The sequence below is a fragment of the Desulfoluna butyratoxydans genome (assembly GCF_900699765.1).
In the GTDB taxonomy this organism is placed as follows: domain Bacteria; phylum Desulfobacterota; class Desulfobacteria; order Desulfobacterales; family Desulfolunaceae; genus Desulfoluna; species Desulfoluna butyratoxydans.
Genome location: NZ_CAADHO010000002.1, coordinates 362,752 through 388,026, shown reverse-complemented (window position 1 = coordinate 388,026; position 25,275 = coordinate 362,752). Strand labels below are relative to the sequence as shown.

The 25,275-nt window shown below is 63.7% G+C and carries 19 protein-coding genes and 2 tRNA genes; 8 read left to right on the top strand and 13 right to left on the bottom strand.

Annotation, left to right across the window (positions count from 1 at the left end):
- Nucleotides 1-50: 50 nt before the first annotated feature.
- Entirely contained in the window at nucleotides 51-701 is a 651-nt protein-coding gene (locus MSL71_RS06800) for a LolA family protein (protein WP_180138087.1), read from the bottom strand.
- 251 nt (nucleotides 702-952) lie between these two features.
- Between MSL71_RS06800 and MSL71_RS06795 the strand changes: the two genes are divergently transcribed.
- The 5 genes from MSL71_RS06795 to MSL71_RS06775 all read left to right on the top strand — a co-directional run bounded on the left by MSL71_RS06795 (nucleotide 953) and on the right by MSL71_RS06775 (nucleotide 7,408).
- Nucleotides 953-2,179 (top strand): molybdopterin-binding protein, encoded by a 1,227-nt coding sequence (locus MSL71_RS06795; protein WP_180138085.1) that lies wholly within the window; start codon nucleotides 953-955, stop codon nucleotides 2,177-2,179.
- A 65-nt stretch (nucleotides 2,180-2,244) separates the two neighbouring features.
- Complete coding sequence (locus MSL71_RS06790) at nucleotides 2,245-4,170, top strand: molybdopterin biosynthesis protein (protein WP_246317732.1); 1,926 nt, start codon at nucleotides 2,245-2,247, stop codon at nucleotides 4,168-4,170.
- 131 nt (nucleotides 4,171-4,301) lie between these two features.
- Nucleotides 4,302-5,120 (top strand): undecaprenyl-diphosphate phosphatase, encoded by an 819-nt coding sequence (locus tag MSL71_RS06785; RefSeq protein WP_180138083.1) that lies wholly within the window; start codon nucleotides 4,302-4,304, stop codon nucleotides 5,118-5,120.
- 66 nt (nucleotides 5,121-5,186) lie between these two features.
- Nucleotides 5,187-6,539 (top strand): phosphomannomutase/phosphoglucomutase, encoded by a 1,353-nt coding sequence (locus MSL71_RS06780; protein WP_180138081.1) that lies wholly within the window; start codon nucleotides 5,187-5,189, stop codon nucleotides 6,537-6,539.
- A 668-nt stretch (nucleotides 6,540-7,207) separates the two neighbouring features.
- Nucleotides 7,208-7,408: a cold-shock protein gene (locus MSL71_RS06775; RefSeq protein WP_092215676.1), complete on the top strand. Its 201-nt coding sequence runs from the start codon at nucleotides 7,208-7,210 to the stop codon at nucleotides 7,406-7,408.
- 103 nt (nucleotides 7,409-7,511) lie between these two features.
- Here the strand turns inward: MSL71_RS06775 and mutL are convergent, their stop codons facing one another.
- The 7 genes from mutL to MSL71_RS06740 form a co-directional block, all read right to left on the bottom strand.
- On the bottom strand, nucleotides 7,512-9,386 hold the full coding sequence (gene mutL, locus MSL71_RS06770) for a DNA mismatch repair endonuclease MutL (RefSeq protein WP_180138079.1): 1,875 nt from the start codon (nucleotides 9,384-9,386) through the stop codon (nucleotides 7,512-7,514).
- A gap of 84 nt (nucleotides 9,387-9,470) precedes the next feature.
- Nucleotides 9,471-9,653 (bottom strand): hypothetical protein, encoded by a 183-nt coding sequence (locus MSL71_RS06765; protein ID WP_180138077.1) that lies wholly within the window; start codon nucleotides 9,651-9,653, stop codon nucleotides 9,471-9,473.
- 70 nt (nucleotides 9,654-9,723) lie between these two features.
- A complete protein-coding gene (gene gatA / locus MSL71_RS06760) occupies nucleotides 9,724-11,196 on the bottom strand; it encodes an Asp-tRNA(Asn)/Glu-tRNA(Gln) amidotransferase subunit GatA (protein WP_180138075.1) in 1,473 nt (490 codons plus the stop codon).
- 15 nt (nucleotides 11,197-11,211) lie between these two features.
- Nucleotides 11,212-11,499, bottom strand: coding sequence for an Asp-tRNA(Asn)/Glu-tRNA(Gln) amidotransferase subunit GatC (gatC, locus tag MSL71_RS06755; RefSeq protein ID WP_180138073.1), 288 nt, complete (start codon nucleotides 11,497-11,499; stop codon nucleotides 11,212-11,214).
- Between the two features lie 83 nt (nucleotides 11,500-11,582).
- On the bottom strand, nucleotides 11,583-12,299 hold the full coding sequence (locus MSL71_RS06750; RefSeq protein ID WP_180138071.1) for an SPOR domain-containing protein: 717 nt from the start codon (nucleotides 12,297-12,299) through the stop codon (nucleotides 11,583-11,585).
- A 62-nt stretch (nucleotides 12,300-12,361) separates the two neighbouring features.
- Nucleotides 12,362-14,020, bottom strand: coding sequence for an arginine--tRNA ligase (gene argS / locus MSL71_RS06745; RefSeq protein ID WP_180138069.1), 1,659 nt, complete (start codon nucleotides 14,018-14,020; stop codon nucleotides 12,362-12,364).
- A gap of 402 nt (nucleotides 14,021-14,422) precedes the next feature.
- Nucleotides 14,423-14,833 carry a hypothetical protein gene (locus MSL71_RS06740; RefSeq protein ID WP_180138067.1) on the bottom strand — a complete coding sequence of 137 codons (411 nt, stop codon included), beginning with the start codon at nucleotides 14,831-14,833 and terminating at the stop codon, nucleotides 14,423-14,425.
- A gap of 372 nt (nucleotides 14,834-15,205) precedes the next feature.
- On the opposite strand from MSL71_RS06740, the gene MSL71_RS06735 reads away from it, so the two are divergent.
- A tRNA-Ser gene (locus tag MSL71_RS06735) sits at nucleotides 15,206-15,293 on the top strand.
- 8 nt (nucleotides 15,294-15,301) lie between these two features.
- Nucleotides 15,302-15,391 (top strand) — tRNA-Ser (locus MSL71_RS06730).
- A 375-nt stretch (nucleotides 15,392-15,766) separates the two neighbouring features.
- Here the strand turns inward: MSL71_RS06730 and acnB are convergent.
- Nucleotides 15,767-18,283: a bifunctional aconitate hydratase 2/2-methylisocitrate dehydratase gene (gene acnB / locus MSL71_RS06725; protein ID WP_180138066.1), complete on the bottom strand. Its 2,517-nt coding sequence runs from the start codon at nucleotides 18,281-18,283 to the stop codon at nucleotides 15,767-15,769.
- Between the two features lie 204 nt (nucleotides 18,284-18,487).
- On the opposite strand from acnB, the gene MSL71_RS06720 reads away from it, so the two are divergent.
- Nucleotides 18,488-18,880: a pancreas/duodenum homeobox protein 1 gene (locus MSL71_RS06720; protein WP_180138064.1), complete on the top strand. Its 393-nt coding sequence runs from the start codon at nucleotides 18,488-18,490 to the stop codon at nucleotides 18,878-18,880.
- A 31-nt stretch (nucleotides 18,881-18,911) separates the two neighbouring features.
- Here MSL71_RS06720 and MSL71_RS06715 read toward each other — a convergent pair whose 3' ends face one another.
- The 4 genes from MSL71_RS06715 to MSL71_RS06700 form a co-directional block, all read right to left on the bottom strand.
- Nucleotides 18,912-19,319, bottom strand: a complete 408-nt coding sequence (locus MSL71_RS06715; protein ID WP_180138062.1) for a YkgJ family cysteine cluster protein — start codon at nucleotides 19,317-19,319, stop codon at nucleotides 18,912-18,914.
- Nucleotides 19,320-19,432: 113 nt separating this feature from the next.
- A complete protein-coding gene (locus MSL71_RS06710) occupies nucleotides 19,433-23,326 on the bottom strand; it encodes a response regulator (protein WP_180138060.1) in 3,894 nt (1,297 codons plus the stop codon).
- On the bottom strand, nucleotides 23,323-24,102 hold the full coding sequence (locus MSL71_RS06705) for a cyclase family protein (protein WP_180138058.1): 780 nt from the start codon (nucleotides 24,100-24,102) through the stop codon (nucleotides 23,323-23,325). Before MSL71_RS06705 ends, MSL71_RS06710 begins: the two co-directional genes overlap by 4 nt.
- 61 nt (nucleotides 24,103-24,163) lie before the next feature.
- Nucleotides 24,164-24,856, bottom strand: coding sequence for a hypothetical protein (locus MSL71_RS06700; RefSeq protein ID WP_180138056.1), 693 nt, complete (start codon nucleotides 24,854-24,856; stop codon nucleotides 24,164-24,166).
- Between the last annotated feature and the right edge of the window lie 419 nt (nucleotides 24,857-25,275).

Below are 25,275 nucleotides of genomic sequence, written 5' to 3'. Positions count from 1 at the left end.
TCCTTGCTGTAGGTCCTTGAACGGCCGGGGCCGTGACACGTGAGGCTGAATTACTCCAGGGGCGAAACCACGGCCCCTTCGGGGATTTCAAAGGTGAACCGGGACAGCTCCGGCAGGGTTCGCACAAGGTGGCTGAAGGTGAGGGTGGTCTCCTCCCCTGTCTTCGTGGTGGAGACCACCCGGGTGATATCGTAGGTGCCGGCATGGATGAAGAGCACCACACGGCCCAGGGGGTCGCTCTCCTGCTTGGGGGTCAGTTCGAGGCGGAAGTTTTCCTGTTCCCGGGTGGGGGGGGCGGGGGTGAAGCGCTCGGTGACGGTTTCCACATCGGCCAGGAAACGGGCGCCGCCGTTCTGGCCGAAGAAGGCCTCGGCCGAACCGGTCCACACCTGGGCATCGTCGAGGCTGTGGACCCAGAGGGTCTTGCCGTCGGTGACGTAGTGGAGGCGGTCCGGTGTTTCGTACTCCCAGCGCACCCGGTTGGGCTTGCGGAACCACACCTTTCCTTCGGCGGTCTCCACGATGCCGATGGCCTTCAAGGGCGATTCCTGGAAAAATCGGGCGGAGAAGCCCTCGGCGCCCAGGCGGCTGGCCACGCGTTGAATAAGGGTTGCGGCATCAGGAGCCGGGCCCGTTTCTGTCTCCGAAAAGGCGGAGACGGGGATGAGCAGGAGACACAAGAGGAAAAAAGTCCGTTTCACAAACACCCTCCATAAGGGTTGGGGTAAGGGGGATTTATCGGTGCCAAGGCCATCCCATACCCAATTTTTCCAACCATAGCAAGGCCTTTTGCTCTGTTACAAATCTCTGATTTGAACTCCGCTAAGGGGTATGGTATCACGTAGGGAAACGATGTCCGCGTCACTCATGCCCTGCCGCAGGAGAGGCCGCCCGGGCATGCCGGGCACGCACCCCCATCGCCCACCCCACACAACCATGGAATCACCGCTTCATGACAGGATTTTTCAACGTTTCAGATTTGGATGATGTGATCGCCCGCGTCGGGAGTTTTCCCGTGACAGGCGCCGAAGAGATTCCCCTTGAGGCCGCCCTGGGCCGCACCCTTGCCGGGGAGATTGCATCGGATGTGGACATCCCCGGCTTTGACCGGGCCACCATGGACGGGTACGCCGTCAAGGGGGCCGATACCTTTGGCGCGTCCGACGGCTCTCCGGCCTGGCTTCGCCTGGCAGGTACCGTGGCTATGGGCGAAGAGCCCGGTTTCGTCCTGGGTCAGGGGGAGGCGGCGGCCATCTCCACGGGAGGCATGCTTCCCGACGGGGCCGATGCCGTGGTGATGGTGGAGCATACCGACCGGGTGGACGAGGCCACCATCGAGGTCTACCGGAGCGTGGCCCCCGGGCATCACGTGATTACCCGGGGCGAAGACTTTGAAAGGGGACGCGGGATTCTGGTCCCGGGCACCCTGATTGGGCCGGCGGAGGCCGGCCTGCTGGCCGCTGCGGGCTGCACCACGGTGGCCGTTAGGAAAAAGCCCCGGGTGGGCATCGTCTCCACCGGAGACGAGGTGATTCCCGTGGGGCAAACCCCTGTCCGGGGGCAGATCCGGGACATCAACACCCACACCCTTTCGGCCATGGTCACCGAGGCCGGGGGCGATCCCCTCTCCTTCGGCATCGCCGGCGACGGCGAAGGGGAGCTGGAGCCCCTCCTTGAAAAGGCCCTGGCCTCCTGCGACATGGTCCTCATCTCCGGGGGCAGCTCCGTGGGCATGCGGGACCGCACCCTGTCGGCCATGGAAAGGGCCCCCGAAAGCCGGGTCCTGGTCCACGGCATCGCCATCAGCCCGGGAAAGCCCACGATCCTGGCCCGTATCGGCGACAAGCCGGTGTGGGGCCTGCCCGGCCACGTGGCCTCGGCCATGGTGGTTTTTGAGGTGGTGGTGCGCCCCTTTTTGCTGGCAGCGACCGGTGCGCCTTTTACAGCGCGGCCTGTGGTACCGGCCCGCCTGACCCGCAACATCGCCTCGGCCCAGGGACGCACCGATTTCGTCCGCACCCGCCTTGTCGCCGAGGGCGACGGCTACCGGGCCGAGCCCCTGCCCGGCAAATCCGGCTTGATCCACACCATGGTCCATGCCCACGGGCTCATCCGCATCAACCGCGACACCGAGGGGCTCTATCGGGACGCCATCGTCCCGGTCCGCCTGCTGCCATAGGCCCGGGGCGGTACGCATGCCGACCTGTTATTTGACGATCACTTTGGAACAAAGGGCATATCCCCATGGACAGAAACGTCTACCTTGACATGATCTCCCTTGACGAGGCGCAGCAACGGATTGCGCATCACTTCGGCTCTCGGCGCATGCCGACGGTCACGATCCCCTCGGCCCGGGCCGCAGGCCGCGTTCTGGCCGAACCGGTATTTGCAAGGGCCTCTTCCCCGGGGTACCACGCCGCGGCCATGGACGGCATCGCCGTGCTGGCCGAGACCACCTACGGCGCTTCGGAAGGCCGTCCCCGCACCCTGGTGGTGGGGGAGAGCGCCTTTCCCGTCAACACCGGGCATCGCCTGCCCGAAGGGTGCGATGCCGTGATCATGATCGAGGCCGTCAACCCTGTCTCCGACACCGAGATGGAGATCGAGGCCCCGGCCTACCCTTTTCAATACGTCCGAAAGATGGGAGAGGACATCGTTGCCACCGAGCTTCTTTTCCCCACGGGCCACCTGGTCACCCCGTACTGCGTGGGGGCCTTGATCACCGCAGGCATCTTTACGGTGGCGGTGCACGAACGGCCCCGGGTGCTCATCATCCCCACGGGTTCGGAGCTTGTGGCCCTTGACCGGGAAGGCATGGCCACGCCGGAGCCGGGGCGCATCTTTGAGTCCAACTCCCACATGCTGGCCGCCATGGTGGAGAAAGACGGGGGCGAGGCCCTGGCTCATCCCATCATCGAAGACGACCCCGACGCCATCTCCGCCTGCGTGGCCAAGGCGGCCGAGGACGGGGTCGATGCCATCGTGATCATCGGGGGCTCGTCGGCGGGCTCTGCCGATTACGCCCGCACCGTGGTGACCGGGCTGGGTCGCCTTCTCTTTCACGGGGTCACCATCATGCCGGGCAAGCCCGTTTTGGCAGGGGAGGTGAAAGGGGTGCCGGTGTTCGGCATGCCGGGGTATCCGGTGTCGGCCATTGTCGCCTTTGAGCAGTGCCTCTCGCCCCTGCTGGCCTCCCTGGCAGGGCGCTCCTTTGAGCCCAAACCCACCCTTTCGGCCTCTCCTTCCCGCAAGGTGGCCTCCAAGCTGGGGGTGGAGGAGTTTCTCCGGGTGAAGCTCGGCCGGGTGGGGGAGAGGGTCATCGCCACCCCCATTGCCGGGGGGGCAGGGACCCTGACCAGCATCACCGAGGCCGACGGCATCATTCGGATTCCGGCCCATGTGGAGGGGCTTGCCGCAGGCACCGATGTGGCCTGCGAGCTGCTGCGGCCCGCCTCGGCCGTGGGGCGCACCCTGGTGGTGGTGGGAAGCCACGACAACACCCTGGACCTTCTGGCCGACGAGATCCGGAGGGACGCAGGGGATGTGCGTCTCTCCTCGAGCCATGTGGGGAGTATGGGGGGGCTCATGGCCCTGAAGCGCCGCACCTGCCACCTGGCGGGTATTCACCTTCTGGACCCCTCCGACGGCAGCTACAACCGCTCCTATGTGGAGACCTACCTGCCGGATCGCCGCCTCACCCTGGTGAATCTGGTCACCCGCGAGCAGGGCCTCATGGTGGCCAAGGGAAATCCCAAGGGGATCCGCGGCATGGAGGACCTCACCGCTGACGGGGTCCGGTTTGTCAACCGGCAGGGGGGCTCCGGTACCCGTATCCTCCTGGATTATCGCCTTAAAACATTGGGAATTGATGATAAATTGATTGACGGCTATACTCGGGATGAGTATACACACATGTCTGTGGCCGTGGCCGTTCTCTCCGGAACCGCCGATGCCGGCCTCGGCATCTATGCCGCCGCCCGGGCCCTGGATCTCGATTTTATTCCCGTGGTGACCGAACAGTACGACCTGCTCATCGACAACGACTACCTTGATACCCCCATGGTGACGGCCTTTCTGGCCACCATCCGCTCCCAACGATTCAAAACGCGCGTCCTGGCCCTGGGGGGCTACAGCACGGACACCACCGGCGAGGTGGTGGCGACATTTTAGGGCCGACGGCCCGTGGAAGGGGAGTCTCCCGTGGTTTGTTTTCCCTCGGTGTGGGGGAGACGAAGGGGACTCCATACGTGTTAATCGCACCCCCTGTCTGATCATAAGGGCAGGGGGCCAGATCAAAAGGCATGGTTTTGGGACTTTTTCATTCGCTTTTTTTGGGGTTTATTCAAGGGCTCACCGAGTTTCTTCCGGTGAGCAGTTCCGGTCACCTGGTGCTCTTTCAGCGATTTTTCGGCCTTGAGGAGCCGGAACTCTTCTTCGATATCTGCCTGCACTTAGGCACCCTGGGGGCGGTGTGCTTCTTTTTTCGCCGGGATATCGCGGCCCTCGGCCAGGCGATACTGGCTGCAGTGGCCTGTCGGGGAAAGCTGGGGGACCTCTCCCCTGAAGAGCGCTCCGAGCTTGCCATGGTGGGGCTGATCCTGGCCGGGAGCGTTCCCACGGCGGTGCTGGGGGTGATCATTAAGGAGCACTCCCATGCCATCTTCTCCTCCCTGCTGGTTGTGGGAGGAATGCTCTGCATCACCGCCCTGCTCCTGTCGGCCACGGCCCTGATTCCCATGGAGGGGGATCGGAAGATCACCCTGCCCAAGGCCCTTCTCATCGGTCTGATCCAGGGCATGGCTGTGATGCCGGGCCTTTCGCGATCCGGTTCCACCATTGCCCTGGCCCTTTTCATGGGAGGAAGCCGGGAGCGGGCCGCCCGCTTCTCCTTTCTCCTGTCCATCCCGGCCATCGTCGGAGCCAGCCTGCTGGCGATCCTGGACATTTCGTCCACGGTGTTGCCCCCCTGGTGGGTGATCCTTTCCGGCACGGCCATGGCCGCCGTCACAGGCTACCTGGCCCTTCGCTTTCTTGTCTACATCGTGGGGAGGGGAAAGCTTCACGTGTTTGCCCCCTACTGTCTTGTTGTGGGGGTTGCCGCCCTGGTGGTGGGATGGTGACCCGGCAGGCCCCTTTTACCTGATTTTTTTCATGACCAACGCACAACCATTGCTTGAGGAGTGACCATGAACCCGACTATTTTCAGAGAATACGATATCCGTGGTGTGGCTGGTGAGGACTTTAACGAAGACGACGCCCGGCGCATCGGCAAGGCCGTGGGGACCTACCTCAAGGGGAAGGGCAAGACCCGGGTCGCCGTGGGCAAGGACTGCCGCACCACCTCCGACCTGTATACCGAGGAGGTGATCAAAGGGCTCCTGTCCACGGGCTGCGATGTGACGGAGCTGGGGTACTGTGCCACGCCCGTGCTCTACTTTTCCATCCATCACCTGGGCCTGGAAGGGGGCGTGATGGTCACGGCCAGCCACAACCCGCCCGAGTACAACGGCTTCAAGCTCTGCTGCGGAACCGACTCCATCCACGGCAAGGAGATCCTGGCCCTTCGGGACCTCATCGATGCCGAAGACTTTGCCCGCGGGGAGGGCACGCGGCAGACCATCGATATCCTGACCCCTTACCTTAAAGAGCTCTCCGAGCGGGTCACCCTCTCCCGTCCCCTGAAGGTGGGGGTGGACGCGGGCAACGGATCGGCCGGCCCCATCGCCCTGCCCCTTTTGGACCGGTTTGACCTGGAGGTGCACCCCCTCTACTGCGAGATGGACGGTACCTTTCCCAACCATGAGGCCGACCCCACGGTGCTCGCCAACCTCTCCGACCTTGTGGCGCTGGTCCGGGAGAAGAAGCTCGACCTCGGCATCGGCTACGACGGGGACGGCGACCGCATCGGCGTGGTGGACGAAACAGGGTCCATCATCTACGGGGACCAGCTCATGGTGCTGTTTGCCCGGGAGATCCTGGGCAGAAAGCCCGGGGCCACCTTCATCTCCGAGGTGAAGTGCTCCCAGGTGATGTACGACGATATCCGCGCCCGGGGCGGCAACGCCATCATGTGGAAGACCGGCCATTCCCTCATCAAGCAGAAGATGAAGGAGACCAAGGCCGAGCTGGCCGGTGAGATGAGCGGCCATATCTTTTTTGCCGACCGCTACTTTGGCTACGACGATGCCCTCTACGCCACCCTGCGACTCCTGGAGATCGTGGCCGATCAGGGCAAGCCCCTCTCCTCCCTTCTCTCCGACCTGCCCAAGACCTACACCACTCCGGAGATCCGTCGCGAGTGTCCCGATGAGGTGAAGTTCTCCATTGCCGGGAAATTGAAGGATCGGTTTGTTGCCTCCCACACCGTCATCGATGTGGACGGGGCCCGGGTGCTCTACGACGACGGCTGGGGGCTGGTGCGGGCCTCCAATACCCAGCCCGCCCTGGTGTTGCGCTTTGAAGCCCTGAGCCAGGAGCGGCTGGGCGTCATTCGCTCGGAGATCGAAGGGGCCTTGGAAGAGATCATCGCCGCCGGATAAGCCCTTTTTATCCCTGTTCCCGGTCGTTTTGGACCGGGGGCAGGATTCCGGGGGATCCAAGGGCGGGCTCCAATGAAATTCCCTGTTTTCCTCTTTTTTCGCGAAATAGAATGGTCATTTCGCAAACCATTGAAAACAACAACATATGGCAAAAATTGAAAATTCTATATCAATATGATGTGTTCTCATATCGCCCATTGCTATGCTCTATTGACTTTTTGAGATTTTTTTCTTGATTCATATTGGTAACTCATGTTAAAGACACATAAAAGTAGCGTAAAGAGGAATACCCGAGATTCGCACACGACCACAAGACAATTTCTAAAGATTCTGATTTCCCGAAAGTAACGAGGGTGCCCCCCCCAAAGCAAGGCCCCTTTGTCGTATCCGCAGCATGCGATTTCGGAGCAAACGTTCACGACACCCGGCCATCAGTCTTCATGCTGAACATCACGGGTAGCTGTCGCCCAGCGCCTCTTTTCAAGATAGTGTCCATCAACCACTTCCAACCACCGACACCGCATACACATTCCCCTTGCCGATATCATGGTGGATCGCTTCGTTTACGGGTCCTTTGGTACATTTCGGCAGGCGGGATAGATAAAAAAGCGCTTTTGGAGTTCTGGCCAAAAGCGTCGTGAGTCAACCATAACAAGGAGGAAGGTGTTTTGGCAGAAGGAACAGTAAAATGGTTCAGCGACAAGAAGGGGTACGGGTTCATTGAACGGGAAGATGGATCCGATGTGTTTGTTCACCATAGCTCCATCGACATGCCGGGGTTCCGTACCCTGTCGGAGGGGGAGAGGGTCTCCTTTGAGCTTGAAGAGAGCGATCGAGGGTGTGCTGCAAAAAGCGTCATGCGGCTGTAGCACATGACAAAATAAGGACAATCGACTCCAAAAGGGGCCTGTACCGCGATGAGAGAGTGGCGGTGCAGGCCCCTTTTTTTGTTTTGGCGGCGGGAGTGTCTTTTTATCGCTTGAAGGCCCGCTCCAGGCTCCCGGTGCTCCAGCGGATCCAGGTGGGGCGGCCATGGGGGCAGAAGGACGGGTCCCGGCAGGCGTCCAGTTCGGTGAGGAGGCGGTGCACCTCCTTGGTGGAGAGGGCCTGGCCCGCCCGGATGGCCCCGTGGCATGCCATGAGGATGAGACATTCGTCCAGGCAGCGCTCCAGGGTATCCCGCTGGCCCATGCGCACCATTTTTTCGGCGATTTCGCTGATGAGGCGGGCCATGCCGTCCGGGGCCAGCATGGCGGGCACGGATTTCACCACAAAGGTGGTGCCACCGAAGGGCTCCACCTCCAGGCCGAACCGGGTCAGTTCCTCCAGGATGCCGGTGAGGGCGTCGGCCTCCCGGAAGCCCAGCTCCACGGTTTCGGGCACCAGCAGGCGCTGGGAGAGGACACTCCCCTGGCCCTTGAGCTGTTCGAACACCACCCGCTCGTGGGCGGCGTGCTGGTCGATGAGGATGAGACCGTCTCCGGCATCGCAGAGGATGTAGGTGTCGGCGTATTGTCCGATGATCCGAAGGCGTGCGAACTGTCCGGCGTGGTCCCCTGTGGGGGGGCAAGGGGCAGGTTCCGCGGGCTCTGTCTCTTCCTCCGGGAGTGGGGGAAGGGGGGCGGTGGGGGCGGTGGGCTCTGCCGGGGTGTAGAGGGGCTCGGCGTCCGCCTCCTCCCAGGCCTGGGGTGGCAGGGGGGAGCACAGCTCCGGGGCGGCGGGCTCTTCCACAAACAGGGCGCTTGGCTCGGCCACCCGGACATCGAGGTCTTCCCGTCTTGGCATGGGCATGGACGGTGGGGCGCTCGGGACAAAGCCGGTGGCGGGCCGTCCGCTGCCGAACTGACGGGAGGCGGCTTCGGCCTGGGCCAGGGCCTCCTTGACCCCGTCTTCCACGGCCAGGCCCACGGAGGAGGCGTCCCTAAAGCGCACCTCGTTTTTGGCCGGGTGCACGTTGACGTCCACCCAGTCGCAGGGCAGGGTGATGGAGAGCATGCCCATGGGAAAGCGGCCCTTCATGAGGCGGGGTCGATAGCCCGAGAGCAGCGAGTTGAGGATCACCCGGTCTTTCACCGGCCGTCCGTTGACATAGAGAAAGATCTTCTGGGTGGTGCTGCGTGTCACCTCCGGGGAGGAGACAAACCCGCTGACGGTGAGCTCCCCCCGGGTGAGGGAGACCTCGGCCAGGTGGCCCCGGACGTCGCGGCCCAGCACCTCTTCCACCCGCTGGCGCAAGTCGTCGGTGGCCGGCCAGCTTCTGACGGCCTTGCCGTTGTGGGTGAGGCGAAAGCGCACCTGGGGCCAGGCCAGGGCAATGGCCGACACCGTGTCGGCGATGTGGCCCATCTCCGTGCCCTCCCCTTTGAGGAATTTTCGCCGGGCCGGGGTGTTGAAGAAGAGGTGGGCCACGGAGATGAGGGTCCCCTTGGGGGCCCCGGTTTCCGAGACCTTGGTCACCTTGCCCCCTTCCATCTCCACGGTGCAGCCCACATCCAGGTCCTGGGCCCGGGTGGTGAGGGAGAACTTGGAGACCGAGGCGATGCTGGGCAGGGCCTCCCCGCGGAAGCCCAGGGTGGAGATGTTGAAGAGGTCTTCGTCTGTGTAGATCTTGCTGGTGGCGTAGCGCTCGATGGCAAGCATGGCGTCGTCGGCGGCCATGCCGCAGCCGTCGTCTGCCACGCGGATGAGGCGCCTGCCTCCCTTTTCCACATCGATGGCAATGGAGCGACTCTTGGCGTCCAGGGCGTTTTCCACCAGCTCCTTGACCACGGAGGCGGGCCGTTCCACCACCTCGCCTGCGGCGATTTTGTTGGAGAGGATATCAGGGAGGATGCGAACCTTGCTCATAGGGGGGCTCCAGAAGACGCCGGGGTGCACGGCGCCATAAAAAGGGCGGGCCCCAAGGAAAAGGGCCGCCCCTTGGTGTTTCGGTTACGTCCGGGGGGTGTCGGCCAGGAGCCGGGCCAGGGTGTCCGACTCGGCAGGGGAGAGGTTGAACCGCATGCCGGCCTCGTCCACCAGGGCGAGGCGGCCTTTGGCCGGATGGTCCTTCTTCTCTTCCACGGCCCAGGAGAGGGCCTTTTTCATTCGGTCGCTAAGCGGGACAACAGTCATGGGCACCTCCCGGAAGGGGTGTCGGGGGCCTAAGGAGGCAGGAGAAAACGGCCTCCGGGCCCCGTTTGGGTTAAAGGGCCGGTCGCCTGCCCACAAGGCCTGCGGCCCGCTCAAAGTGCCAGGCTGCTTTGAGGAGGGTGGCCTCGTCAAAGTGGCGTCCCAGGAGCTGAAGGCCCACGGGAAGGCCGTTTCCGGTGAACCCGCAGGGCACGCTCATGCCGGGGATGCCGGCGAGGTTGGCCGAGAGGGTGAAGATGTCCGAGAGGTACATCTTCAAGGGGTCGTCGGCGCCTTCGCCGATGACCCCTGCGGCCGTGGGCGCTGCCGGCGAGATGATGAAGTCGCAGGTCGAAAAGGCCTTTTTAAAGTCTTCCAGGATGAGGGTCCGCACCTGGGAGGCCTTTTTGTAGTAGGCGTCGTAGTAGCCCGAGGAGAGGGCGTAGGTGCCGATGATGATGCGGCGTTTTACCTCGTCCCCGAAACCTTCGGACCGGGTGGTCTTGTAGATGGAGAGCAGGTCCTCGCCGTTGCGCTCGCTCATGCCGTAACGGATCCCGTCGTAGCGGGCGAGGTTGGAGCTCGCCTCGGAGGGGGCGATGACGTAGTAGGCGGCCACGGCGTATTCGGTGTGGGGCAGGGCCACGGTCACGCAGCGGGCTCCCAGGGATTCCAGGGTGGCCTTGGCCTCAGTGACCGCTTTCATGACGTCAGCGTCCACTCCGTCGGCCTCCCAGTATTCGGCGGGGATGCCCACGGTCATACCGGCCAGACCCTTGTCTTCCCCTTCCTTCATGAGCTGGCGGAAGGCGGGGACCTCTTTGGGCACCGAGGTGGAGTCCTTGGGGTCATGGCCGCTGATGGCCTCCATCATCAGGGCGCAGTCTTCCACGGTCTTGGTCATGGGGCCGATCTGGTCCAAAGAGGAGGCAAAGGCCACCAGTCCGTAGCGGGAGACCCGCCCGTAGGTGGGTTTCATGCCCACGATGCCGCAGTGGGAGGCGGGCTGCCGGATGGAGCCTCCGGTGTCGCTGCCCAGGGAGGCCAGGCAGAGGTCGGCGGCCACGGCCGCGGCAGAGCCCCCGCTGGAGCCGCCGGGAAAGCGGGTGAGGTCCCAGGGGTTGCGGGTGGTCTGAAGGGCGGAGTGCTCGGTGGTGGAGCCCATGGCAAACTCGTCCATGTTGAGCTTGCCGGGAAAGACCGCCCCGGCCTCTTTGAGGCGGGTCACCACCGTGGCGTCGTAGGTGGGGACAAAGTTTTCCAGCATCTTGGAGGCGCAGGTGGTCTTCACCCCTTCGGTGCAGAGCAGGTCTTTGAGGCCCACGGGCAGGCCGGTCAAGGGATGGGCCTCCCCTTTGGCCAGGCGGGCGTCGGCTTCGTCGGCCTGTTTTAAGGCGCCCTCTTTGTCCACGGTGATGTAAGCGCCCACCTTCCCGTCAACGTCCTCGATGCGGGAGAGCACGGCCTCGGTGAGTTCCCGGGAGCTTGCCTTTTTATCTCGAAGAAGCCCGTGGGCTTCGGTCAGGGTCATCTCTTGCAGTGACATTGCCTCTCCTTTCATCTAACCCACCACCTTGGGAACCACAAACATCGCATCTTCCTTGTCCGGTGCGTTGGCAAGGGTCACGTCCGCACCGGGGTGGGTGTGCACCACATCCTCCCTGAAGGCGTTGGTCAGGTCGATGGCGTGGGTGGTGGGCTCCACGCCGTCGGTGTCGGCTTTCTCCAGGGTGTCCACATAGGAGAGAATGTCCCCGATCTCTGCGGCCAGCTTCTCCACGTCCGCATCGTCCACGTTGAGTCGGGCCAGGTTGGCCACGTAGAGGACCTCTTCTTTCGTGATCTTCATACTAAGGATTCCTTTGTCCGGCCCGGCAAGGGTCGATTCCCTCGTGCCGGGCGTGTCATATCGGTGTTGCCGCACGGCCGTTCCTACAGCTTGACGACATAGGCCTTGCGTTTGAGTCGGGCGAGGCGCGTGAGCTCTTCTTTGGCCTGGTCGCGCTGGGTAAAATGCCCCACGCGCACCCGGTACCAGGTCTGGCCCTTGTTGTTTTTTGCCGCCATGACGTAAGCGGAGAGCCCTTTTTCGCGAAGGGTTTGGGCCTCGGCCTCGGCGGCTGACTCCTTAATGTGGGCCGCCACCTGAATGGTGTACCCGGAGGTGGGCGGGGCCATGGGGGCCGATGCTTTGGCCGGTGCCGTCACCACCGGGGGCGGGGCGGGGGCCTTGGCGACCGCGGCCTTGGGCTTCGGGGGCACGGGGCTCGCAAGGGGGACCGCTGCCTGGCCCGGGGCCAGCACGGTTTTGTCGGCTTTGGTCATGCGGCTGGATTTGGTGATGGCCTCTTCGCTCTGCTTGACCTCGGTGTAAAAGGAGAGGGGCACATCCGGGGGTACGGCCTCCGGGGGCAGGGTCTCCTTATCGGGCTGGGGGACGGCCTGTTTGTCCGGGATCACGGCCAGCTCCCGCTGCACCGCCGTGGGGATGAGTTCCACCTCGATGCTGCCGCGGCCCACCAGCACCCCCAGGAAGAAGAGCCAGCCGAAGAGGAGAAAAAGGGCCGTGCTCCAGCCCAGGGTCTCCCGGCTGCTCAGGGTGATGAAGGGGGGGCGGGCTTTGGGTTTTGCCTTTGCCGCGTTTGCCATGGTTCCCTCAAGGGTTGTTGGTCCGAAAAGGCCCCGGCCGCTGCCGGGGCCTTTAAGTCACGTTACATCTTCTCCGGTGCCGACACACCCAGAAGGGCCAGGCCGGTCTTGATCACCTGGCGCACCGAGGCCACCAGCCTCAGGCGGGCGGCAGAAAGCACGGCATCATCGGTGAGGACCTTGTGCTTGTTGTAGTAGCTGTGGAAGGCCGAGGCCAGGTCCATGAGGTAGTAGGAGATGCGGTGGGGCTCCATGAGCTTGGCCGCGGTCTCCACCACCTCGGGGAAGCGGAGCATCGCCTTCATGAGGGCGATCTCCTCGGGCTGGGTGAGGCTCTCCATGGGAGCGGCCGAGACGGTGAGGCCCCGCTCTGCTTTGGCCTTCTCCAGGATGCTGGAGATACGGGCGTGGACGTACTGCACGTAGAAGACCGGGTTGTCGTTGGTCTTCTTCTTGGCCAGCTCCAGGTCAAAATCCAGGGGGCTGTCGTAGTGGCGGGAGAGGAAGATGAAGCGGGCGGCGTCGGCCCCCACCTCGTCCACCACGTCCTTTAAGGTGACGAACTCCCCGGAGCGGGTGCTCATGGCCACGGGCTCGCCCCCGCGCAGAAGGTTCACCAGCTGGACGAGGATGACGTCGAAATCGTCCTTGTTGTGCCCGGTGGCGGTGATGGAGGCGTTGATGCGGGGGATGTAGCCGTGGTGGTCGGCCCCCCACACATCGATGAGGCGCTGGTAGCCGCGGTCGAACTTGTTCATGTGGTAGGCGATGTCCGAGGCAAAGTAGGTGGTCTGCCCGTTGCTTCGCACCACGACGCGGTCTTTTTCGTCTCCGTACTCCGAGGTCTTGAACCAGAGGGCCCCGTCGTTTTCGTAGAGGGTGCCCTTGGCCTTGAGGGTCTCGATGGTCTCGGGGACCAGGCCGTTGTCGTAAAGGCTCTGCTCGCTGAACCAGCAGTCAAAGGGGACGCCAAAGGCCTCCAGGTCGGTCTTGATGCCTTCCAGGATCAGGGAGGCGGCGTGGCGGGCGCAGAGGAGCACGGCCTCGTCTTCGGGCATCTCCAGAAGGGAGTCGCCTTTGTCGGCCTTGACCCCTTGGGCCATGTCGATGATGTAGGCGCCCTGGTAGCAGTCCTCGGGAAAATCCACGGGGGTTCCGCAGAGCTCTTTGTAGCGCAGGAACAGGGAGAGGCCCAGGGTGCGGATCTGGCGACCGGAGTCGTTGATGTAGTACTCCTTGTCCACATCAAAGCCTGCAAAGGAGAGGATGCGGGCGGTGCTGTCTCCCACGGCTGCGCCGCGGCCGTGGCCCACATGAAGGGGGCCCGTGGGGTTGGCGCTGACAAACTCCACCATCACCTTCTTGCCTTCCCCCAGGGTGGAGGCGCCGTAGGTGTCGCCCTTGTCTTCCACGCGGGTGACGGCATCAAGCCAGGCGCCCTTGTCCAGGAAGAGGTTGATAAAGCCGGGACCGGCAATTTCCACCTTGTCCACGATGCTGCCGGCAAGGGCCATCTCGGCCACCAGGGCCTCGGCGATTTTCCGGGGGGCCATTTTCTGGGCCTTGGCCATGACCATGGCGATGTTGGTGGCAAAGTCACCCTGGCTCTCCACCTTGGGCTCTTCCACGGTGAAGGGGGGGAAGGCATCGGAGGGCAAGGCCCCCTTTTCAAAAGCCGCACGGGCGGCCTGTTCGATCAACGTCTTTATTGTCTGCTTCATCGGATCTGCTTTACGTTAGGGTTCATGACGGCCTGGCACAGCCAAAGGGTCCGGGGAAACCCCAGCACAACCGAGGCGTGCTTGCCAAAACACCGTGTGGCCGCACCTTGTCTGGAAATTGAGGTCGCCATGGTGGGTCGTCCTGCGCGGGCGGGCTGCCCTGGGCAGCCTTTTTCATGTCGATACGGGTGCCGCCTCGGCACGCCAAGGGACCACCCGGCTTTCAGGGGGCCTTGCGCCTGGGTGCGGCCGGGCGTAAACGCCATGCCAAAAGCCCCATTTTAAAAGAACATTATGTAATAAATAGTTTTCCCCCGCAAGTCAAGGCGCGGGGCCCTTTGGGGCGTGCCCATAAAAAAAAGGGCCGCGGAAGCCCCGGCCCTTTTTCTCTTTAAAAACGGATCACGGCTCCACTTCGGGGGGGTGGGTTTCGTCGGTGTCGTCTAAGAGCTTGTCGATCTCCACCAGCTCTTTTTCGTCGGTGACCAGGGCCTCCTGGGGCTCTTCCTGGGCGCTTTCCAGGGCGTCGTTGTCGCAGAAGGCGATCTTGACGGTGGTCTTCTCGTCTGCCCCGAACATGGAGAGGATCCCCTCGGCCAGGGTGTTGGCGGAGAAGGCGGGGGGGAAGAAGTCGTGGTTGCGGAACATGGCAATGAGGGCGTCGGCACCCCCGGGCAGGGCAGCCTCCACGACCTCCAGGGGAAAGCTCTCCTGGTGGAGGACGCTGAATTTGCCCACATCGGTCTCGGCCATCTCCTTTAGGGTCAGGGTGCCTGCTTCAAGGTCCTTGTCAACGACGTACTTTTGATCCATGATTTATCTCCGAATGGTTGTTCCGCCCGGCGTGCCGTCGGGACAGAAGGTACAGACTCTTTATCATATAAGGTGGGGCCCTTGCTTTGGGTATGGGCAGGCCCCAGAAAAAACGCCGGGCTTACCATCTGCGGGGGCTTTCCCCGACATTTTAGCCGCGGCGATAGGCAAAACCCGCCTAAGGCCCCTGGCGGGCCCCTCGGGGGGTCATCAGTTCATAATAATAAGCGAAAATCTTTCGATGTCAACACACAGAAGGGATCAGGGGTTTTGGGGGCCGGTTCCGGGCTGTTTTCCCTTTGGGGGAAATAGTCCAACAAAGCTGTTGACCTCTGCCGGATCTAATGGTAATTAGTCCGAGTGAATTTGAGTGGAGGAGTGGCCGAGTGGTCGAAGGCGGCGGTCTTGAAAACCGTTGAGTGTCAAAGCTCCGTGGGTTCGAATCCTACCTCCTCCGCCAAATGATGCGGAGAAATGGCCGAGTGGCTGAAGGCGCGCCCCTGCTAAGGGCGTATGGGTTAACGCCCATCGAGAGTTCGAATCTCTCTTTCTCCGCCACAACAGCTTATAAAGCCCCAACAAGGTGACTTGTTGGGGCTTTTTTGTTTTTTTGGCCGGTGTTTGGCTCTCTAAGCATGGGTCGTTTTTCCCCTTTTATTAATTCTGGTTCCCCTTTCCATTTTTTATGTCCATGAAGCACGGTAAACCCCAGCGGTAAAGGCGTGCGTTGCGTCTGTCGGTGCGGGGGCCGCACCCTACGCTTCGCACCCCGAAGGGCAGCGATATGTTGGATCAAAAAACCCTTTTCCGTCACACGGAAAAGGGTTTTTTTGGTTCTTACGGGCGCAGCCCGTCAGCAGATGTGACGGGGCGAGGGACGAGCCCCGGAGCATGTGCGACCCTGGGGTCCAGGGGATGTATCCCCTGGCTTTTTTATTCTTTGTCCTCCGAGAGATCGATGAAGCGGTAGATCTCGTTTTCCCGTCCTGCAAGGGCCTCCATCTCGGTGAAGTAGGTGGCGGGGTCGGGGAGTTTGCCCAAACGGGCGGTGACGGCGGCCAGTTCGGCGGAGCCTAAAAAGACGTTGGCGCCGTCGCCGATGCGGTTGGGGAAGTTGCGCGTGGAGGTGGAGAGCACCGTGGTGTTCGGGGCCACGCGGGCCTGGTTGCCCATGCACAGGGAGCAGCCGGGGATCTCCATGCGGGCGCCGGCGCGGCACAGGGGGTTGTAGAGGCCTTCGCGTCGGAGCTGGTCTTTGTCCATGACCGTGGGCGGGGTCATCCAGAGGCGCACGGGCACTTCGCCGTCTCCTTCGAGGAGGGCGGCGGCGGCCCTGAAGTGGCCGATGTGGGTCATGCAGGAGCCGATGAAGACCTCGTCGATGGGGGTGCCGGTGACCTCGGAGAGGCGTTTGACGTCGTCGGGGTCGTTGGGGCAGGCCAGGATGGGCTCGGTGAGGGTGGCAAGGTCGATCTCGATGACTTCGGCGTACTCGGCATCGGTGTCGGCGGTGAGGAGAGACGGGGCGTTGAGCCAGGCCTCCATGGCCTTGATGCGGGCCGTTAAGGTCTCTTTGGCTTCGTAGCCCTGTGCCACCATGGACTTTAAGAGGGCCACGTTGGATTTCAGGTAGCGGCTCACCTGGGCCTCTGAGAGGCGGATGGTGGCGGCTGCTGCCGAGCGCTCGGCCGAGGCGTCGGTGAGCTCGAAGGCCTCGTCCACGGAGAGGTGGGAAAGGCCTTCGATCTCTAAGATGCGGCCGGAGAAGATGTTCTTCTTGCCCTCTTTGGCCACGGTGAGCAGGCCCTTTTCAATGGCGGCAAGGGGGATGGCGTTGACGATGTCCCGCAGGGTGATGCCGGGCTTGGGGGTGCCGGTAAAGCGCACCAGCACAGACTCGGGCATGTCCAGGGGCATGCGGCCCATGGCGGCGGCAAAGGCCACCAGGCCGGAGCCCGCCGGAAAGCTGATCCCCATGGGAAAGCGGGTGTGGGAGTCGCCGCCGGTGCCCACGGTGTCGGGCAGGATCATGCGGTTTAAAAAGGAGTGGATCACCCCGTCGCCGGGCTTTAAGGCCACGCCCCCGCGGCTGGTCATGAAGCCGGGGAGGGTGTCGTGCATGGCGATGTCCACGGGCCGGGGGTAGGCGGCGGTGTGGCAGAAGGACTGCATCACCAGGTCCGAGGCAAAGGAGAGGCAGGCCAGCTCGGTGAGTTCGTCCCGGGTCATGGGGCCGGTGGTGTCCTGGGAGCCCACGGTGGTCATCTTGGGCTCGCAGTAGGTGCCGGGGCGGACCCCGTCCATGCCGCAGGCGCGACCCACGATCTTCTGGGCCAAAGTAAAGCCCTTGCCTGTGTCGGCGGCCACCGGCGTGGCGCGGAAGAGGTCGCTCTCCTCAAGCCCTTTGGCTTTCCTGGCCATGGCGGTCAGGTTGCGGCCGATGATGAGGGGAATGCGGCCCCCGGCCTGCACCTCGTCAAAGAGCACCTCGGTTTTGAGGGCAAAGCGGGAGAGCACGGTACCGGCCTCATCGGTGACGGTGCCTTCGTAGGGGCGGATGGTGACCACCTGGCCGGTGGAAAGGGCGGTGACGTCACACTCCACGGGCAGGGCCCCTGCGTCTTCCAGGGTGTTGAAGAAGATGGGAGCGATCTTGCCGCCCAAAACCACGCCCCCTGCGCGCTTGTTGGGGACAAAGGGGATCTCGTCGCCGATGTGCCAGAGCAGGGAGTTGGTGGCGGACTTGCGGGAGGAGCCGGTGCCCACCACGTCGCCCACAAAGGCCACGGGGTGGCCCTTGGCCTTGAGCTCTTCGATGGTGGCAAGGGCGTTTTCGTCGCGGCTGGTGAGCATGGACAGGGCGTGCAGGGGGATGTCCGGGCGGCTCCAGGCCTCTCCGGCCGGGGAGAAGTCGTCGGTGTTGCACTCGCCGTCCACTTTAAAGACCGTCACGGTGAGGGCGTCTGGCAAGGCCTTTTTCTCGGTGAACCAGAGGCCGTCGGCCCAGGCCGAGAGGACCTTCTCCGCTGCGGGCAGGTTTTTGGCGGCTTCCACCACCTTGTCGAAGACGTCCGGGACGATGACAAGGCGGGCCAGGGCGTCGGCGGCCGGGGTGCCCAGCTCGGGGTGGGCCAGAAGGTCAAAGAGGGCGCCGGTGTTGTAGCCGCCCCCCATGGTGCCCAGAAGGGCCACGGCCTCTTTGGGGGCAATGAGGGGGCAGGTGGCCTCGCCTTTGGCAATGGCTGCGAGAAATTCCGCCTTCACCTTTGCGGCCGGGTCCACGCCGGGGGGGACCCGGTGGGTGAGAAGGTCCAGGAGCTCTTGTTCCTGGCCTGCGGGGGGATCCGCAAGGAGCTCGCACAGGGCTGTCACCTGGGCGTCGGTGAGGGGTTTCGGGGGAATTCCCATCTCTTGCCGTTGGGCCTCGCTTTGTCTGTATGCGGTAAGCATCGTCACACTCCTGATTGGTTTGTCACACGTCGTTGGTCAACATCCTCGGGCTTTTGATACCGGGTTTCGGGGCGCTTTTTGTTTGACCGGCGGCTTTTCCGTGGTATATGGTTTCTTTCCTTCAAAAATCATGTGGGATTCCGATGGTAACTCACCGGGATCACCTGTAACTCATAATCAAACATGACCAAGGAGCACCCACCCATGAGCACGGATACATTTCGGTCCCTGTTTACTGCCGATTTTCTCGCTGAGGTATTTCCGGCTGATCTTTCCGACCAGTTTTTTGAAGCACTCTACGGCGATGCCGAAGACGGGGCTTACGATATCTCCCTGGTTTATGCCGGCGAAGGGGACAAGAGCCTTGAGTTCGAGCTGCACCTGACCCAGAGGCCGGGCAAATGCCTTGTCTGCAGCCTCACCTACGGCCTGCCCGAGGTCTTTACGCGGCACCCCCTGATCAACCTCAAGGGGCTGGTGGCCAAGATCGACGCTGCCCTGGGCGAGTCAGCAACCTGCGGGGAGTGGCGCATCGGCCGGACCCGCGAGGTTTCCCGGGCCCTTCATGTGGTGCCCCTTTCCATCTCCCTTGCCTGATCGGCCAGCCGCCGGTTTCTTATCCCCATGGTCAGCGATGGTCCGGGCAGCTTTCGTCAAGGATGACGCCCGGGCATTCCGCCGCCGCCTCGTGGGGCCTCTCCCGAAAGTAGTCCCAGAAGGGAAAGGTCCGGCACTGGGCGGGGCGGGCCTCGTAGGCCGAACACCCCCCTTTGTTCCTGTCGTAGAGAAGGCAGGCAAAATTCTCTCCTTCCTGCCGCTCTCCGATGGAGACGCGGTATCCCACTTTTTTTAAATAGTCCCGTGCAAAGGCCTCCGGGGTTATCCCCAGGGCATGGGCCAGGGCCCGGCTTTCGTCCCGGGTGACCCAGATGTTTCCGGATTCTCCGTTGCAGCAGCGCCCTTCGCAGGTCTCGCAGGCGGCGGGGTCAAAGGCAAAGGGGAACCCCTGACGGGTCAGTATTGTTGGGTTCGTCATGCGATTCGTATCTGTTTGTCTGTTGCGGGTAAGCAGGCGGCACTTTTGTGCCGTAAAGGCCCCCCATGGGGCTTCGTTTTCTACCACATATCCCCATGGGTTGGAAAGGGGGATCATCCGGTGAGCAGGGCGAGCCGGTGCCGGGCCCCGTCGAAGTCGTACGCGTCGATGAGCTCTGCAACCTCCTGCATGGCGGCAAGGGTTGCCTCCTGATCTTTGTCCTGCAGGTGTCGGATCAATGCCCCCACGGTTTCGGCCGAGCCCACGGGATCGGCCTCGGTCAATTCGTCCCGAAGGCGGGCCACCATGGTGTCGCGGGCCTTTTCGGGGGGAGACGCAGGGGCTTTGGGGGGCAGGCCCGCGGGGCGCTCCAGGGTTTCCACGGCGGAGAGCACGTGGGAGAGGGCGCGGGAAAGGGCGGGCTCCAGCTCCCGGGCGCTGGACAGGTCCTCCCGGGCTGCGGTCTCTTCCATGGCCGCGGCTTCGGCCGAGAGGATGTCGGCGGCGATGTTGGCGGCCACCCCCTTGAGGGCGTGGGCCTCCATGCGCAGGGTCGCAAGGTCCGAGGCGTCCAGGAGCCCGGCCAGCTTGCGGGTAAAGTCCCGGTACTCGGCCTGGAAGCGCTGGAGCACCCGGTCGTAGAGGGCCTCGGAACCCAGCCGCTCCACCCCGGCGTCAAAGTCGAGGACGCACCCCCCGGCAAGGGGCGCTTCGTGGTCGGCCGGTGCGTTTGTCCCCACGGTGTGGCGGGCGATGACCTCAAAGAGGCGTTCCCGGTGGATGGGCTTGGCCACGTAATCGTCCATGCCCGCGTGGAGGCAGCGCTCTTTGTCTCCCTGCATGGCGTGGGCGGTCATGGCCACGATGGGCAAATCGGGCATGGCCAGGTTGTCCCGGATCATGGCCGTTGCCTCCAGGCCGTCCATGATGGGCATCTGAAGGTCCATGAGCACCAGGTCGAAGGGGTGGGTCTCCACCTTTTTGACCGCTTCCAGGCCGTTGGCGGCTGGGGTGACGTCAATGCCCCACCCTTTGAGGAGTTCGCTGGCCACCATCTGGTTCACCGGGTTGTCCTCCACCAGGAGCACGGACACGCCCCTCAGGTCCCTGGGGGCGGCTGACGGGGACCTCGGGCCCGTGGCCGTGCGGGGGGCGCCGAAAATCTCCATGACGGCGTCGAACAGGGCCGAGGGCTTGACCGGCTTGATGAGAAAGTGGGCAAAGCCGCTGCGCCGGGCCCGGACCACCTCCTCTTCCCGGCCGAAGGGGCCGATGAGGATCACCCGGGGGCTGTCTGCCCCGCCGCTTTTCACCAGGTCCGTTGCCGTGTCGATGCCGTTGATGCCGGGCAGTTGCAGGTCGATGACGGCCAGGCTTAAAGGGGGGTAACTCCCCTTTCGAAAGTGCCTCAAGGCCTCTTCTCCGCTTTCGGCCTCTGCCACGGTGAAGCCGAAGCCCGTAAGGTCGCGGGCCAGGACGGTGCGTGTGGCGACGTTGTCTTCCACCAGGAGCACGGCTCCCCGGCGCATTTCATGGGGAATGAGGGTGGGCTGGGCGTCGGTGTCCATGAACCGGATGCGGGCGGTGAAGCAGAACCGGCTTCCTCCCCCGTGGACCTGTTCCACCCAGATGGCACCGCCCATGCGCTCCACGATGTTGCGGCAGATGGCAAGGCCCAGGCCCGTGCCGCCGTATTTGCGGGTGGTGGATCCATCGGCCTGGCTGAACACCTCGAAGAGGCGGTCCGACCGCTTGGGGTCCACGCCGATGCCCGTGTCCCGGACGGCCACAAAGAGCTCCACGTGGTGTTCTTCCCGCCTGAGGCAGGTGGCGGTGATGGCGATCTCCCCTGCCTCGGTGAATTTAAAGGCGTTGGAGAGAAGGTTGGCCAGCACCTGGCGAAAGCGCAAGGGGTCCCCGATGAGCTCGTCGGGCACCTCCGGGTCGATGTCCACCACCAGCTCGATCTCTTTTCTCACGCAGCTCTCGATGAACAGATCGGTGACCGCCTCCACCACCTCGGCCAGGCGAAAGGGGATCTCCTCGAACCGGAGCTTGCCCGCGTCCATCTTGGAAAAGTCTAAAATGTCGTTGATGATCTGGAGCAGCGAGCCCGAGGAGGAGCGGATGATGCCCAGGTACTCGCGCTGGCGGGGGGTGAGGTCCGTGCGCATCACCAAATCGCTCATGCCGATGATGGCGTTCATGGGGGTGCGGATCTCGTGGCTCATGTTGGCCAGGAAGGTGCTCTTGGTGACGGCCGCCTCCTTGGCCTCTTCCACGGCCAGCTCGGAGCTGCCGATGGCCTTTTCCAGCTGGGCGGTGCGCTCGGCCACCAGCTCCTCCAGGCGGTTGCGGTGGGCGGTGAGCTCTTCGTTTTGCCGGTTGATCTTCTCTTCGGCCTGCTTTTGCCGGGTGATGTCCGTGACAATGGCCATGGTTGCCGGGAGTCCGCCCATGGTGACGGGGGTCTCGGAGATGATGACATCGATGATATCGCCGTCTCTGTGCCGGAGCCGTGCCTCGTACTGGCCCGAGGGACTCTGCCCTTGGCGCCGGGCGCGGAGCCGGTCATCCACCATGGCCCGCCCCGTGTCCGCATCGGCGAACAGGTCGATGACGGGGACGGTGTAGAAGGCCTCGCCTTCGTAGCCGCACATGGTCATGATGGCCTGGTTGGCGTAGGTGACCCGGCCGTCGACCTCCACCACGATGCCGTCCCTGGCGTTGTCCACCAGGCTGCGGTAGGTCTCTTCGGAGTCCCGGAGGGCCCTGACGGACTCGGTGCGTCGGCGCTGCCAGGCCTGCTGTTTGTCGTGCATGGCCCAGGAGAGAAAAAGGACCAGAAGGCCGTAGCCCATCTCCAGCCCCCAGCGGGAGAGGGGGCTTAAGGGCACCACCCCGTAAAGGCTTCCTGCGGAGAGGGCGCCCCCGGCCAGGAAGAGGAGCCAGGCCACCAGGAAAAAGCGTGCGGTGCGGACCCCTTTGGCAGCCATGGCCGCTCCCCCTGCCAGCATGACCAGGACAGTGGCGATGCCCGTGACCGTGGTCCACTGGCTGATGATGCGGTAGTCCAGGATCGGGGCACAGGCCGCCAGGCCCAGGCAGAGTACCAGCCCGGCCTTGATGAGGCGATCCAGGTCCGGGCAGAGGGTGCGGGTTTCCAGAAAGCCCCGGGAGAAGAGCAGGGCAAAAAAGGTGGCGGCCGCAAGAAGCAGGGGGTTGGCCGTGTTGACCCAGCCCGGAGCCTCCGGCCAGAGGAACTGAAAGGCGTGACCGGCGTGGACCATGGCGTGGAGGGTCAGGGCAAGGGCAAAGAGCAGCAGGGAGAGCCGGGTGTGCTCCCGGGTGGTCAGAAAGGCAAAGAGGGCGTGGGCGGCCATGGCGAGCATGACCCCGTAGAAGAGCCACGACAGGGGCGGGCCACCACGGTTTGTTGCGGGAAAGGCGTCGGCGTTCCAGACCCGGACGGGCAGGACCATGGCGCCCCGGGTGGTGATGCGCAGAAAGACGGTGGTTTCCCCCGGGGGCAGGGTGACGGGAAAGGCCACGGCCGGGTGGGCCAGGGGCCGCTCGGCAAAGGGGTGGGTGTCGCCGCATATCTCACGCTCGAAGCCTTCGGGGCCGGGGTGGTAGAAGATCACTTCGTCCAGGGGCGGGTAGTCGATGGTGATGACCGCGTCAAAGGGGGCATCGCCCTGGTTGCTCAGGGTGAGGCGTCCCCACAGGGGGTAGCCCATGAACCCGAAGGCGTATTCCAGGTTCTCCAGGGGGGCAAAGAGGGTGTCGGGGCGGGCTGCCTCGGTGACGGTGAGGGTTGCTTCGGCGTCGGCATGCCAGAGCAGGGACGGCCCCGGTGAGAGGCTGGTTTCAAGGTTGGTGACGTCCAGGGTCGCGGCCCGGGCCGCCAAAGGCAAAAGGAGCACCAGCAAGGCGGCACCCAGCCGGGCAAGGGGCCCGGCGCGGCGGTGGGTGGGGAGATGGCGGGGAGCCCGGGTCGGTGTCATGGGAGGAGCCCTTCCTCGCCGTCGGGCATGAGGGCCACCACACGGCTCGGTCCGGCAGAGCCGCCCTTGACCTTCAAGGGGAAGCAGCAGACGGTAAAGCCCTGGTCCGGGAGGCGGTGGAGGCCCGCCAGGCGCTCCAGGTGGCAGTACGGGGTCTCGGCCCCCTGGTAGTGGGACTCCCAGAACTCACCCTTTCCGGTTTTGGCGCGCCTTGCCATGTGGGAGAGGGGGCCGTCCCATCCCCAGGCGTCGATGCCCGTGATGTTGACCCCCCGTTTTGTGAGGAGGGTCGTGGCCCCCCGGGTGACCCAGGGACCGGCGGTAAAGTACGCGGGGTCTCCCAGGAGCCGGTCCATGCCCGTGCGGATGAGCACGATGGTCCCGGCGGCGATGGTGATCCCCCGGGCCTCTTCCCAGGCTGTGATGTCGGCTTCGGTGATGGCCTCTCCGTCTTCTTTGTGGCTCATGTCCAGGCAGACACCCGGTGAAAAACACCAGGAGAGGGGGACCTCGTCGATGGTCATGGCGCGTTTGCCCCCGGCGTCCGGGGCGTAGTGCCAGGGGGCGTCCAGATGGGTGGTGCCGTGGGAGGAGAGGGAGAGGGTGTCGTTGGCCCAGCCAAGGCGGCGGCGCAGGAACCGGGGTGTCAGCCCCGTGAGAAGAAAGACGGTCAGGGCGCCGAAGCGGTGGCCCTGGCGTTTGACACGGGTGCGGGCCCACCAGGGGGCCCAGGCGGTGTCGGAATCCAGCGGGGCAGACAGGTCGAGGATCTCCATGGCGTCTCCGGTGGTGGGGCAGCCCTTGTGCGGGCGGCCCCGTCTGTAAGGGTCAGGGGGCCTATCGCTTGAAAAACCGTCCCAGCAGCCCTTTTCTGGGGGACGGTGTCGAGGCCGCGCCGGCGTACTCCTGGGCCAGCTCTTTGGCGGCTTCGGCGTTGGCCGCTCCGGGGTACCCCCCGGAATTGACGTGAATGCGCATCACCTGGCCGTCGGTGAGGGGCAGCTCGCCCTGATGGCCCGCGGACCGCAAACGTCCCTCAAGGTAGGTCGTCATTTCGCCCAGGCCCATGGGGGGCAGGGGAACCTCGCGGATGCCCTCATGGCCGGGAACCAGGTGGCGCAGGGTGTCCAAAAGAGCGGCCGTGTGGGGCAGCCCCGTTAAGAGGACCTGCTGGAACTGGCGCGGCTCCCCCTCATCGGTGGTCTGCTTGATGAGGGCGGCCAGGGCGTCGGGCTCCAGGCGGTGGGCATCGTCCACCATGATGACGGGCAGGTCGTCGCGCAGCATGGTGTAGGCCCGCAGCGGGGCGCCCCCGGTGGGCAGCTGGAGGGTACAGACGCTCCAGCTCTCTTCATCTGCGGCCAGCACCTGCTTGAGCAGGAGGGTTTTTCCTCCCCCCGGATCGGCCGTGATGAGGACCACGTTGTGGGGGGCCTCCATCAGATTGCGCACCAGGGCGACGGTTTCAATGAGCTTGGTATAAGGAAAAAACGAGGCCTCGTCCACGTAGTCGGCGAAGGGGTCCCGCATGAGATGTAACGCTTCAATATAAGACATAGAACAGCACGCTGTTTGGAATGTGTCATGGCCGCCGGAAACGAACCGATGGTGGATGAAAGCAGGAACAACGTTCCTTTCCCTGCCCGCGGAACACGTAACGACGGGGCTCTCGGGCCAGGGGCGCTCCGGCTGCGGAGTTGCCTGGAGGGCACCTCGTGTCGTCAGGGGCCCTCCGCCGGGAGGTGTCTGGAAAAGGCTTGCCTTTTTCAGCACGTCCTTAATTTAAATTCTCATTTTTGCCGGAATATCAATTTTTTTTCAACTCTTGATTCCTTTTGATAGGAAAAAACGGACCCGTTTCTCTGCGTTTCGGAGCGGCTTGAAACCGGGTGCCTGCACCAGAAAGGGAGGGCGGGGCTGTTTCGGGCGGGGAGATCTCCGCATCTCGG